The organism is Comamonas sp. F1-6 (genome assembly GCF_039581415.1).
Lineage (GTDB): Bacteria > Pseudomonadota > Gammaproteobacteria > Burkholderiales > Burkholderiaceae_C > Comamonas > Comamonas thiooxydans.
In genome coordinates this window covers 1-13,317 of record NZ_JBCPWN010000029.1, presented here as the reverse complement: position 1 = coordinate 13,317, position 13,317 = coordinate 1, and the positions used below count along the sequence as shown (strand labels likewise).

Below are 13,317 nucleotides of genomic sequence, written 5' to 3'. Positions count from 1 at the left end.
GCCAAGCAGTCCCTTTTTACATCCGCGGCGCGGGCATTCAGGCAAAGATGCTTCGGGCTTCCGTGAATCGCTTGGCGAAGTACACATTGTCCATGCGTACCCGCTGCACCGTTCCGCCGCTGGACGGCGCGTGCACGAACTGTCCGTTGCCCACAAAAATTCCCATATGGGAATAGCGCCCGCCCAGAGTGTTGAAGAACACGAAGTCGCCGCGCATCAGATCGCGTCCGTCCACCGGGTTGCTGGCCTGCGCCCATTGCGATGTGGTGCGGGGCAGGCGCATTTCCGTGATGCCCCCCACGGCCCACTGAATCAGGCCGCTGCAGTCAAAACCGCCTTCAGGCGAGTTGCCGCCATAGGTGTAAGGCGTGTTGACCACCAGCATGGTTCGCGCCAGCAGCGACTCGCGCAGCTCTGCATCCAGACTCAGGGCATTGGCCGGGCGCACGGAAGATCCGCCTTGCGCAGCAGGCCGGGGCTTGTCTTTGGTGGTGGAACACCCGGCCAGCACCGCAAGCAGCGAGCCCGCCAGCATCAGCGCGCCGCGGCGCTCCAGACATTGAGGCAGAGGTTGCCGCTGACCCGCCTCCACGAAAGTCCTGTCTTGTAGCTTCATGGAAAGGCATGTTCTCAGAAAGCCGCCCATACAGCCACCTTCTACCCACAATTACTGCGCTTCTTTACAAAAAAGTGAGCTGCTCTCGCTCGTCATTCCTTTGATTCAGATGCATTTCTCATCCAAACCTATGAACAACAAGCGCAAGCAGCTCACTTTATATAGATCGCTGATCTCAAACCAAGCACACCCCAACTCAGGGACAGCGAGCAAGCGCCTATGCCGGCCGCGCCGCCGCGCAGCGAGGCTGTCGTCCCCCTTGGGGGCGCCCGGCCAGGGGAAGCCGCGCAGCGGCTCAGGGGGATCAAATATCAGAACGGCAGCTTGGGCATGCCGCCCCCGCCCATCATGCCCTTCATGGCCTTCATGCCGCCCATCTTCTTCATCATCTTCATCAGACCGCCGCCCTTGAACTTCTTCATCATGGTCTGCATCTGCTCGAACTCCTTGAGCAGGCGGTTGACTTCCTGCACCTGCACGCCGGCGCCGTCGGCAATACGCTTTTTGCGCGTGGCCTTGATCAGGGCAGGGTTCTTGCGCTCCTTGAAGGTCATGGAGCAGATGATGCCTTCCTTGCGCTTGATCTCGCGCTCGGCCTTGTCCATATCGACCTGACCGGCCTTGCCGGCCAGCTCGGCGGGCAGCTTGTCCATCAGGGTCGAGAGACCGCCCATCTGCTTCATCTGCTGCAGCTGGGCCAGAAAGTCGTTGAGGTCGAAGCCGTCACCGCTCTTGAGCTTCTCGGCCATCTTCTGCGCGGCTTCCATGTCCACGCCCTTGGTGACCTGCTCGACCAGGGCCACGATGTCGCCCATGCCCAGCACGCGCTGTGCGTGGCGGTCGGCATCGAAGACTTCCAGGCCGTCGATCTTTTCCGAGACACCGGCGAACTTGATGGGCGCGCCCGTGATCTGGCGCACCGACAGCGCAGCACCGCCGCGCGAATCGCCATCGAGCTTGGTCAGCACGATACCGGTCAGCGGCAGCGCTTCCTTGAAGGCCTTGGCCGTGTTGACCGCATCCTGGCCCTGCATGGCATCGACCACGAACAGGGTTTCGACGGGCTTGAGCGTGGCGTGCAAATCCTTGATTTCGGCCATCAGCAGCTCGTCGATGGCCAGACGGCCGGCCGTATCCACCAGCAGCACATCGAAGAAATGCTTTTTGGCGTAGTCGATCGCGGCCACGGCGATATCGTGAGGCTTCTGGTCCGGAGTGGAGGGAAACCACTCGGCGCCAGCCTGGGCCGTCACGGTCTTGAGCTGCTCGATGGCCGCAGGGCGATACACGTCACCCGAGACCGTGAGCACCTTTTTCTTGCGCTTTTCGATCAGATGCTTGGCCAGCTTGGCCGTGGTGGTGGTCTTGCCGGCCCCTTGCAGACCCGCCATCAGAATGACGGCGGGAGGCTGGGCATTGAGGTTGATGTCGGCCACGCCTTCGCCCATGGTCGCCGCCAACTCCTTGTTGACGATGGACACCAGCACCTGGCCGGGCTGCAGCGAGCTGATGACTTCCTGGCCCAGCGCCTTTTCCTTGACGCGGGCAATGAAGTCGCGCACCACGGGCAGGGCCACGTCGGCCTCCAGCAAGGCCATGCGCACTTCGCGCAGCATGTCCTGCACATTGGACTCGGTGATGCGGGCCTGGCCGCGCATCTCTTTGACAAGGCGCGAGAGTTTATCGGTGAGTGCGGAGGCCATAAGCAAAAAGCATTCGAAAGTTATGGATGGACGGGAGTCGTGCGCGAGCGCGCAGCACGACTCTCCGGGCAGCTTGCGGACCCAGCTCAGGCGAGGCGAAGCTGCATGAACAGGCATTTTACCCGCTGCGCTTGATTGACGATGCCCCGCAAGCTTGTCCGTGATCTGCCTCAGGCGTGCAAGGCCGCTGCGCCCTGCCTCACAACTCCCTCGAAAGAGACCAGGCCGGTCCTGAATGGACCTTAATGGACCTGAATCGAGCTCTCCTGCAAGTCCTTGCTCGTGGCGCAGGACTGGCCGGCTGGGCGGGAAGACTGGAGACATCGCCCGGCTGAAGAAAATCATTGAAGAACGGGCTCAAAAGTCGACGATCTGCTCGCAAGCGCTCAAACCCACGCTCATGACCGGGTTCAGACAGCGCTTTATGCGCAAAATTGCCGGACGGCAGCGGCCTGCAAAAGATGAGTGAGGGCCAGCGGCACTATCATAGAAAGCATGCTCTCCCAACCGCTCACCGCAGCTGGCCCCATTGGCTGGATCCTGGCCATGGCCGCAGCCATTGCCTACGCCATTCCTGCACTTGCCACCCAGCACCTGCAAGAAGCCGGTGCCCGTCGCTGCCTGCGCCTGGCCTGGGCACTGCATGCCCTGCTGCTGGGCTGGGGTCTGCTTGGCGAGCTGCCGCACTTCGGCTTTGCTCCTGCACTCTCTATCACTGCCTGGCTGGTGCTGACCGTCTATGTGGTGGAGCAGCAGCTCTACCCGCAGCTGCGCTCGCGCTGGCCGCTGTCCATGCTGGGCAGCGTGGCCGTGCTTCTGGCCGTGGTGTTCCCCGGCACTCCGCTGCACGTCAACGCCTCGCCCTGGCTGCCGCTGCATCTGGCTCTGGGTATTGCTTCCTACGGCCTGTTTGCCGCAGCCGTCGTTCATGGCGCGCTGATGAGCCATGCCGAGCGGCAGATGCGCCAGGGCGGCGACCATGACAGCGGACTGCCGCTGCTGACGCTGGAGCGGCTGACCTTCCGTTTTGTCGGAGCGGGCTTTGTGCTGCTGACCGCCACACTGGCCGCAGGCTGGCTGTTTGGCGAGCAGCTCTACGGCAAGGCCTGGGTGTGGAATCACAAATCCATTTTCTCCCTGCTGTCCTGGCTGGCATTTGCCGTGCTGCTGTTCGGCCGCAAGCGATTCGGCTGGCGCGGCCAGAGCGCCGTACGTGTTCTTTATATCGGCGCCATCTTTTTGCTGCTGGCCTATGCCGGCTCGCGGTTTGTGATTGAAGTCCTGCTGGAGCGCGCAGCATGAAGTATTTGCTGGTCCTGCTGGTCGTGGTGGTGGCTGTCGGAATCTGGCGCAGCAAACGCCGCGCTGAAGTGGCCGATCAGACCAGGCCTGCCAGCACCCCCAAGCAGGCACAGACCATGGTAGCTTGTGCTCACTGCGGCCTTCACCTGCCGCAAGCAGATGCTGTCAACGACGCCTCGGGCAAGATCTTCTGCAGCGCGGAACACCGCCGCCTGGCCCAGCAAGACACTGCCCGCCACTGACCGCATGGTGAACTCCGCCTCGCCCTGGCAGCACACCGCCATCCCGCTCGATGAAGCCATCAGCCGGCGCGCGGACGCCAGTCTCAACGCCCCGTTCGTGCGCCTGTGGCAGGCCTTCCTCAGCGGCCGCGTGCTTCTGGCGCTGGCCCTGGTGCTGCTGCAGACGCTGAATCTGCAGCTGCAGAACATCAGCTCTCCCCTGGCCTGGCTGATCTGCTTCACCTATCTGACGCTGACCGTCGTGCTGCGCCTGGCTGCCGGACGTCATTTGCCGGCGCCTCGCGCAGCCCTGCAATGGCTGCCCGTGATCGGCGTCGACATTGCGGTGATCTTTCTGCTGCAGATCTTTCAGGTCGGCTCGCTCAACTACACCGCGCTGCTGGCCATTCCCGTCCTGATCTCCTCGGCGCTGGGCGGACTGATGCTGGCCTTTGGCACCACGGCCAGCATCACGCTGCTGACGCTGGCCTATACCTTCTGGCAATACCATGGCGGGCTCAACGACGGCGCCCAGTCTTACTACCAGACGGCTTTTTCCTGCGCCGGCTATTTCTGCGTGGCCTATCTCACGCACGAGCTGGCCAAGCGTGTCCGGCGCGAGCGTTCCCAGGCCCTGTTCAACCGCTTGCGCACCCAGACCCAGGAGCAGGTCAACAGCCTGGTGATCAACCACTTCTCCGACGGCGTGCTGGTGGTCGACTCGAGCTTGCTGGTTCTGCAGGCCAACCCAGCTGCCTTGCAGCTGCTGGGCCTGCCCATAGATCACCCCCAGCCTTTTTCCCTGCAGGCCCACAGCTGGTGGGAGCCGCTGGCGCATTCAACACAAGCCAGCTTTGCCCATGCCCGCCCGCTGTCCGCCACGATTCACCTGCAGGCCCATGAACGACACGGCGCCACGGGCATGCATGTGCGCACACGCATCACCGAAGTTTCGGCGCCCTATCTGGACGAGGGTCCGCAGGCGCAAGCCAGCCATTCGCTTTGCGTCATGTTTCTTCACGACCTGCGCGAAATGGAAGCGCAGCTGCGCACAGAAAAGCTGGCCTCCATGGGCCGTATGTCGGCTGCCGTGGCCCATGAAATACGCAACCCGCTGGCCGCCATCACTCAGGCCAATGCGCTGCTGGCCGAAGACCTGGCGAGCCAGCCCGGCCCCCAACAGCTATGCCGGATCGTGGGGCAGAACGCCGACCGACTGGCCCGCATCGCCGAAGAAATCCTCAACCTGGCACGCGTGCAGCAGGGCGCAGAAACCCATCAGGGCCAGTCGCTGCCGCTGGACACCCTGCTGGCCCAGATCAGCCATGAATGGCGCATACAGGCCGCTCCGCCGCGCCAGCTTCTGCTGCGGCTCAATGCAACGGCCCGCCACATCTTGTTCGATGAAGAGCATCTGCGCCGCGTGCTGATCAACTTGCTGGACAATGCCCAGCGCCACCGCAGCCATGCCGGCAATGAGGCGGGCCTGCAGTTGATCAGCGGCCACGGCCCCTTGAACGGTCAGATCCAGGGTCTCGCACCGCAGGACGACACCTGCTGGTTCATGGTCTGGAGTGATGGGGCACCGCTGGAGTCCAGCGTCGAGCGCCATCTGTTCGAGCCGTTCTTCTCCTCCCAAAGCCGCTCCAGCGGCCTCGGACTCTATATATGCCGTGAACTGTGCCAGCGCTACGATGCCTCCATCAGCTATCAACGCCTGGCTCGCAGCACACCGCAAGGCGAGGTGAACGGCAATGCCTTTATCGTGACTCTGCGCAGCGGCCCTTCATCCCTCGCGAGCCACTCCCTGTTTGACTCGATCATGGTGTAAGCCCAGTGACATCATCGCCTCACTCATCCGCAGCGGCCAGCATTCTCGTGGTCGATGATGAACCGGATCTGCGCACGCTCTACGAGCTGACCTTGCTGCGGGAAGGCTACCGCGTGGAAACCGCGGGCTCGGTCCAGGAAGGCATGACTCAGTTGCAAGGCCGCAATTTCGATGTCTTGATTACCGATATGCGCCTGCCCGACGGGATCGGCATGGAGCTGCTGCTGCAGCTGCGCGATCAGTCGCGCAGCGAGCGCTGCATCGTCATGACGGCCTACGGCTCTGCCGAAAACGCCGTCGAGGCCCTGCGCGCGGGTGCGTTCGACTATCTGACCAAGCCCGTGGACCTGCGCCAGTTCCGTCAGGTCGTGGCCTCGGCCGTGCAAGGCATTGGCGCGGTGCCCAAGCCCGGCAACCCGCAGACCAGCGACAGCTCGGCCGCCAGCGGCACTGGTGCGGGAACGCCAGCTGGCGCCCTGGAGGCTCTGGTTGGCAGGTCTCAGGCCATGCAACTGGTCAAGCAGCGCATTGCCAAGGTCGCCAAAGGCATGGCTCCCGTGCTGATCCACGGTGAATCCGGCACGGGCAAGGAACTGGTGGCACGCGCCCTCCACGGCTGCAGCCAGCGGGCCGGCGGCCCCATGGTCGCGGTCAACTGCGGCGCCATCCCGGAAAGCCTGCTCGAAGCCGAGTTCTTCGGTGCCCGCAAGGGCTCCTACACCGGTGCCACGCAGGACAGGCCCGGCTACTTCCAGGCCGCACAGGGCGGCACCTTGTTTCTCGATGAAATCGGCGACCTGCCCCTGGCCATGCAGGCCAAGCTGCTGCGCGCCATTCAGGAGCGCAAGATTCGTCCACTGGGCAGCACCCAGGAAGAAGCCGTCGATGTGCGCATCGTCAGCGCCACCCACCGCGATCTGGGAGCGGAAGTGCAGGCAGGCAATTTCCGCCAGGACCTGTTCTACCGCCTCAACGTCATCGAAATCGAGCTGCCCGCGCTGCGCGAGCGCCGTGAAGACCTGGGCCAGCTATGCCAGGCTTTGCTGCAAAAGCTGGCCCGCGAATCCGGACTGGCTACGCCGGAGCTGGACGACATCAGCCTGAGCCAGATAGCCCGGCTCCCGCTGCCTGGCAATGTGCGCGAGCTGGAGAACGTGCTGCACCGCGCCATTGCACTGGGCGAGGAAGGCCCGCTGCGTCTGCCCGAATCCGGCGTGCCGGCCGAGTGCGCTGGTGTGGCGGTAGCGGCCTCCTCGGGCGCTTGGGCATCGAGCGCACCGCCGCCGCAAACTCAGCACGCAGGCAGTCCGGCCATGCTGCCGGAGGATCTGCAAGGCTGGCTTGATGAGCAGGAGCGCAGCATCCTGGTCAGAGCGCTGCAGGACAACGGCTTCAACCGCACAGCCACGGCGGCCAGACTGGGCATCAGCCTGCGCCAGATTCGCTACCGCATCGACCGTCTGGGCATAGACCTGCCGGCCGAAGGCAGCAAACACCAGAGCGACAATGTCTGATTCCACGCCCCTTTCCTCCTCCCTGACCCAGCCCTGGCAGGCCGGCTGGTATGGTGCGGCGCGTCAGCTGAGATCTCCCAATTTCGGCCCTCGCCCCGAGGATGCGCAGATCGATCTCGTCGTCATCCACTCCATCAGCCTGCCTCCGGGCCAGTACGGCACAGGCGCGGTGCAGCAACTGTTCACCAATCAGCTGGACTGGGACGCCCACCCCTATTACCAGGGCATTCGCGGCCTCGAAGTCTCGTCACATTTCTTTATCACGCGTCAGGGCGAGATCTGGCAGTTCGTCAGCTGCGACGACCGCGCCTGGCATGCCGGTGTCAGTCAGTGGCGCGGGCGCGAGCGCTGCAACGACGACTCCATCGGCATCGAACTCGAAGGCCTGGAAGGCCTGAGCTTTGAAGCTCCGCAGTACCAGGCCCTGCAGCAGCTTTGCATGGCTATCGCGGCGCACTATCCGGTGCGCTACATCGCCGGACACGAGCACATCGCGCCTGGGCGCAAGCAGGACCCCGGACCCGGTTTCGACTGGCAGCGGCTGCAGCAGCAGCTGGCCAGCACAGACGGCACGCGCAGCTGGGAATTCCCCCCCAATCCTGCAGCCTCAGGCGCAGCCTGAAATTTTCATAGCACCTACCGCCTTTCAGCACTCGATTTCATACATATTCGCAGCTGAAATCTTTTATTCGCAGGCGCCATGTGCTCCTCATTTTGAGAATCCCAATCATCCATCGTTGCGGGGCGTCGAAACGGCATGTCAATGGCGCGCGCGCAACAACTGTCGCCTGCATCAAACACGCAAATTTTTTACATATTTCCGGCCCGATCTGCCGCCGCGCGCAACCGCGCCACAGGCCTTTATTCATGCGGGATGAAGTCATTTTTGCGGCTGTCAAGCGGCGCTTGAAATGCCAGATTCAGTAGTTTCATCAGGTCGCTCGGATTTAAGCGAGATACACTACCGGTAGTGTTTTGAAGAGCCTCAGACCCCATATCTAGTGTTTACAAGTTGTGCACACCCTGTGCAAACCATGTGTAAACCGAGGCGCCGAATCGTGTTTTTGATGGCCTGCCCACAGTGCAGGCCTTTGTCTGCCTATCCACATACTGACTCAGAGGAACTTATGCAAGAAGCGTTGAACTCACTGCCTTCTGCCGCGCCTGCCGGCGCAGCCAATTCTTCCTCCCCCAATGACAGCTATCAGATCATCCGCCGCAGCGGCGATGTGGTGGCTTTCGCGCCCCAGAAGATTGCCGTGGCCCTGACCAAGGCTTTCCTGGCTGTGCGCGGCGCGCAGGGCGCGGCGTCTGCCAGCGTGCGCGACACCGTCAACGAACTGACCGAAGGCGTGGTGCGCGCACTGGTGCGCTCGCGTCCCGATGGCGGCACCTTCCATATTGAAGATGTGCAGGACCAGGTCGAGCTGGGCCTGATGCGCGCCGGCCACCAGGACGTGGCCCGCGCCTATGTGCTGTACCGCGAGCGCCGCAACCAGGAACGTGCCGAGCAGAAGAAGGCCGCCGAAGTGGCCGCCGCTGCCGCCGCCAAGCCCGTGCTGCATGTGACCGACAACGGCCAGCGCGTGCCCCTGGACCAGGAGCGCCTGGAGGCTCTGATCGTCGCTTCCTGCCGCAATCTGAATGCCGACATCCAGTCCGCGCCCATCGTGGCCGAGACCCTGCGCAATCTGTACGACGGCGTGCCTCTGGCCGAGGTCTACAAGGCGTCCATCCTGGCCGCCCGTACGCTGATTGAAAAAGACCCCGACTACACCTACGTCACCGCCCGCCTGCTGCTGCACACCATCGTGCGCGAAGTCATGGGCCGCGACGTGCAGCCCGCAGAAATGCAGGCCGCCTATGCCGACTACTTCCCCGGCTTTGTGCAAAAGGGCGTGGACAACGAGCTGCTCAACCCCGAGCTGCTGAGCTACGACCTGCCCCGTCTGGCCAAGGCCCTGAAGGCCGAGCGCGACGAACAGTTCGACTACCTCGGTCTGCAGACCCTGTACGACCGCTACTTCCTGCACGTGCGCAAGACCCGCATCGAGCTGCCCCAGTCCTTCTTCATGCGCGTGGCCATGGGCCTGGCGCTGAACGAGCCCGACCGCAATGCACGTGCCATCGAGTTCTACGAGCTGCTGTCGTCCTTCGACTTCATGTCGTCCACCCCGACGCTGTTCAACAGCGGCACGCTGCGCTCGCAACTGTCGTCCTGCTACCTGACCACCGTGCCCGACGACCTGGACGGCATCTACGAATCCATCAAGGAAAACGCTCTGCTGTCCAAGTTTGCCGGCGGCCTAGGCAATGACTGGACCCGTGTGCGTGCCCTGGGCTCGCGCATCAAGGGCACCAACGGCGAATCGCAAGGCGTGGTTCCCTTCCTCAAGGTGGTCAACGACACGGCCGTCGCCGTGAACCAGGGCGGCAAGCGCAAGGGCGCAGTCTGCACCTATCTGGAATCCTGGCACCTGGACATCGAAGAATTCCTGGAGCTGCGCAAGAACACCGGCGACGACCGCCGCCGCACCCACGACATGAACACGGCGAACTGGATTCCCGACCTGTTCATGAAGCGCGTGATGGAAAAAGGCCAGTGGACCCTGTTCTCGCCCGCCGACGCTCCCGATCTGCACGATCTGTACGGCGAAGCCTTCGAGAAGGCCTACACCGCCTATGAAGCCAAGACCGACAGCGGCGAGCTCAAGCTGTTCAAGCGCGTGCCTGCCGTGGACCTGTGGCGCAAGATGCTCTCGATGCTGTTCGAGACCGGCCATCCCTGGATCACCTTCAAGGACCCCTGCAACATCCGCTCGCCCCAGCAGCACGTGGGTGTGGTGCACTCGTCCAATTTGTGCACCGAGATCACGCTCAACACCAGCGACACCGAAACTGCGGTCTGCAACCTGGGTTCCGTGAACCTGGTCCAGCACATCAAGGACGGCAAGATCGACCACGACAAGCTGCGCAAGACCGTGAACACGGCCATGCGCATGCTGGACAACGTGATCGACATCAACTACTACGCCGTGCAAAAGGCCAAGGACTCCAATCTGCGCCACCGCCCCGTGGGCATGGGCCTGATGGGTTTCCAGGACGCGCTGTATGAAATGCGCACCGCCTACGCCAGCCAGGGCGCCGTCGAGTTCGCCGACGAAGCCATGGAAGCCATCTGCTACTACGCTTACTGGGCGTCGACCGAGCTGTCCAAGGAACGCGGCACCTACTCCACCTTCAAGGGATCGCTGTGGGATCAGGGCATCCTGCCTCCCGACACCCTGAAGCTACTGGAAAAGGCCCGCGGCGGCTATGTGGAAGTGGACCGCTCCGCCAAGCTGGACTGGGATGCCCTGCGCGCCAAGATCGCCCAGGACGGCATGCGCAACTCCAACTGCGTGGCCATTGCGCCCACCGCCACCATCTCCAACATCGTGGGTGTGGATGCCTCGATCGAGCCTTCGTTCGGCAACCTGTCCGTGAAGTCCAATCTGTCTGGCGAATTCACCGTCATCAACCAGTACCTGGTGCGCGACCTCAAGCGCTTGGGCCTGTGGGACGACGTGATGGTCATGGACCTCAAGCATTTCGACGGCTCGCTGCGCGCCATCGACCGCGTGCCGCAAGAGATCAAGAACCTCTACGCCACCGCGTTCGAAGTCTCGCCCGAATGGCTGGTGGAAGCCGCCTCGCGCCGCCAGAAGTGGATCGACCAGGCCCAGAGCCTGAACATCTACATGGCCGGTGCATCGGGCAAGAAGCTGCACGACACCTACATGCTGGCCTGGCTGCGCGGTCTGAAGACCACCTACTACCTGCGTACCACCAGCGCGACCAATATCGAGAAGTCCACCGTGCAAAGCCGTGTGCTGAACGCCGTGTCCTCCGGCGCTCCTGCCGCTTCGGCGGCCCCTGCGGCCAAGCCTGCGGTGAGCGCACTGGAAGCCGCTGCCGCCGCTGCCCGTGCCCAGGCACCCGCCACGGACATCAAGTTCTGCGCGATCGACGATCCAGGCTGCGAGGCTTGCCAATAACTGGCTGGCTCCCCCTGAGGCGCTTGGCCTAGGCGGCCCCGCGCCTTCCCCCTCTCTGGCGCTGAGCGCCGGAGGGGGACGACACCCTCGGTGCGCGGCGGCGCTTCCTCGGTGTCTCTCGCTTTAGAGTGCGCCAGTATTTGAGTGGCGCCACTCCATCAATAAATGATTGAAAAGCTGGATGTCGATTGCATTGCACCCAGCCTTTTCCCCCCTCAAGGAATAAATATGCTGAGCTTTGACGACGACACCTTTGCCCCTTCCGCCACCAGCGCAGAAGCCGGCGCGTCCACCAGCACCCACAAGCGCGTGAATGCCGCCGACAAGCGCATCATCAACGCCAAGACCGACGTGAACCAGCTGGTCCCCTTCAAGTACAAGTGGGCCTGGGAAAAGTATCTGGCCACCTGCGCCAACCACTGGATGCCGCAGGAAGTGAACATGACGCGCGACATCGCGCTGTGGAAGGACCCCAACGGCCTGACCGAAGACGAGCGCCGCATCGTCAAGCGCAATCTGGGCTTCTTTGTGACGGCCGACTCGCTGGCCGCCAACAACATCGTGCTGGGCACCTACCGCCACATCACGGCGCCCGAGTGCCGCCAGTTCCTGCTGCGCCAGGCCTTCGAGGAAGCCATCCACACTCACGCCTACCAGTACATCGTGGAATCGCTGGGCCTGGATGAATCGGAAATCTTCAACGCCTACAACGAAGTCCAATCCATCCGCGACAAGGACGAGTTCCTGATCCCCTTCATCGAAGCGATCATGGACCCCAACTTCCACACCGGCACGCCCGAAACCGACCAGACTCTGCTGAAGTCGCTGATCGTTTTTGCCTGCCTGATGGAAGGTCTGTTCTTCTACGTGGGCTTCACGCAGATCCTGGCCCTGGGCCGCCAGAACAAGATGACGGGCGCCGCCGAGCAGTACCAGTACATCCTGCGCGACGAGTCCATGCACTGCAACTTCGGCATCGATCTGATCAACCAGCTCAAGCTCGAGAACCCCCATCTGTGGACGGCCGAGTTCAAGCAGGAAATCACGGAGCTGTTCCAGAAGGCTGTGGAACTCGAATATCGCTATGCCGAGGACACCATGCCACGCGGCGTGCTGGGCATGAATGCATCCATGTTCAAGGGCTATCTGCGCTACATCGCCAACCGTCGCGCCACGCAGATCGGTCTGGAGGAACTGTTCCCCGGTGAAGAAAATCCCTTCCCCTGGATGAGCGAAATGATCGATTTGAAGAAAGAACGTAACTTCTTTGAGACACGAGTGATCGAGTATCAGACCGGAGGCGCACTTTCTTGGGATTAATTGCTTCTAAGCAGGCACAATGCGAGTCATGACTTGCTTCACTTCATTGCTACAAAAAACTGAGATTTTTGGCGTGAAGCAAATTTGTGTTCCTAGCGATGCGTAACTCCACATCGCTTTGAATCGTCCGGCACCGCAAGGAACCGGACGTCTTATGCAAATCAACGAAGGAGAAAATGATGGCAACTGCGAAGAAGACGGCCGCCAAGGCCACAACCGAGAAAAAGACACCTGCCAAGAAGGCGGCCGCGCCCAAGGCTGAAGCTGTGAAGAAGGCAGCTGCAACCAAGACCGCAGCCCCCAAGGCCGCTGCTCCAGCAAAGGCTGCACCCAAGAAGGCTGCCACCGCTGCCAAGGCTGCTGCTCCTGCAAAGGCTGCGCCCAAGAAGGCTGCAACCGCTGCCAAGGCTGCTGCTCCTGCTAAGGCTGCACCCAAGAAGGCTGCAACCGCTGCCAAGGCTGTTGCTCCTGCTAAGGCTGCACCCAAGAAGGCTGCAACCGCTGCCAAGGCTGCTGCTCCTGCTAAGGCTGCACCCAAGAAGACTGCAACCGCTGCCAAGGCTGCTGCTCCTGCAAAGGCTGCACCCAAGAAGACTGCAACCGCTGCCAAGGCCGCTGCTCCTGCGAAGGCTGCACCCAAGAAGGCTGCAACCGCTGCCAAGGCCGCTGCTCCTGCAAAGGCTGCCCCCAAGAAGGCGGCAACTGCTGCCAAGGCCACCGCTCCCAAGAAGGCTGCAACTGCTGCCAAGGCCGCTGCCCCCAAGAAGGCTGCA

The 13,317-nt window shown here is 62.5% G+C and carries 10 protein-coding genes; 8 read left to right on the top strand and 2 right to left on the bottom strand.

The features are described from left to right. Positions 1-37 precede the first annotated feature (37 nt). Together AAIL66_RS21765 and ffh are read right to left on the bottom strand one after the other, a co-directional pair. A complete protein-coding gene (locus AAIL66_RS21765; RefSeq protein WP_034357801.1) occupies positions 38-616 on the bottom strand; it encodes a C40 family peptidase in 579 nt (192 codons plus the stop codon). Positions 617-927: 311 nt separating this feature from the next. Next, on the bottom strand, positions 928-2,319 hold the full coding sequence (gene ffh / locus AAIL66_RS21760; RefSeq protein ID WP_003070990.1) for a signal recognition particle protein: 1,392 nt from the start codon (positions 2,317-2,319) through the stop codon (positions 928-930). A 495-nt stretch (positions 2,320-2,814) separates the two neighbouring features. On the opposite strand from ffh, the gene ccsA reads away from it, so the two are divergent. The 8 genes from ccsA to AAIL66_RS21720 form a co-directional block, all read left to right on the top strand. Beyond that, positions 2,815-3,621: a cytochrome c biogenesis protein CcsA gene (gene ccsA, locus AAIL66_RS21755; RefSeq protein WP_034357803.1), complete on the top strand. Its 807-nt coding sequence runs from the start codon at positions 2,815-2,817 to the stop codon at positions 3,619-3,621. Then, a complete protein-coding gene (locus AAIL66_RS21750; protein WP_034357805.1) occupies positions 3,618-3,863 on the top strand; it encodes a PP0621 family protein in 246 nt (81 codons plus the stop codon). Before ccsA ends, AAIL66_RS21750 begins: the two co-directional genes overlap by 4 nt. Positions 3,864-3,867: 4 nt before the next feature. Beyond that, positions 3,868-5,673 (top strand): ATP-binding protein, encoded by a 1,806-nt coding sequence (locus tag AAIL66_RS21745; RefSeq protein WP_034357807.1) that lies wholly within the window; start codon positions 3,868-3,870, stop codon positions 5,671-5,673. 47 nt (positions 5,674-5,720) lie between these two features. Continuing rightward, positions 5,721-7,187 (top strand): sigma-54 dependent transcriptional regulator, encoded by a 1,467-nt coding sequence (locus tag AAIL66_RS21740; protein WP_080745856.1) that lies wholly within the window; start codon positions 5,721-5,723, stop codon positions 7,185-7,187. Next, on the top strand, positions 7,180-7,809 hold the full coding sequence (gene ampD, locus AAIL66_RS21735; protein ID WP_034404960.1) for a 1,6-anhydro-N-acetylmuramyl-L-alanine amidase AmpD: 630 nt from the start codon (positions 7,180-7,182) through the stop codon (positions 7,807-7,809). The genes AAIL66_RS21740 and ampD overlap by 8 nt, the downstream gene beginning before the upstream one ends. Positions 7,810-8,314: 505 nt before the next feature. Then, positions 8,315-11,224, top strand: coding sequence for a ribonucleoside-diphosphate reductase subunit alpha (locus AAIL66_RS21730; protein WP_034357813.1), 2,910 nt, complete (start codon positions 8,315-8,317; stop codon positions 11,222-11,224). Between the two features lie 228 nt (positions 11,225-11,452). Further along, on the top strand, positions 11,453-12,544 hold the full coding sequence (locus tag AAIL66_RS21725) for a ribonucleotide-diphosphate reductase subunit beta (protein ID WP_034357815.1): 1,092 nt from the start codon (positions 11,453-11,455) through the stop codon (positions 12,542-12,544). A gap of 179 nt (positions 12,545-12,723) precedes the next feature. Continuing rightward, positions 12,724-13,317, top strand: a 594-nt coding sequence (locus tag AAIL66_RS21720) for a hypothetical protein (protein WP_343497733.1), incomplete at its 3' end; no start/stop codon positions are given.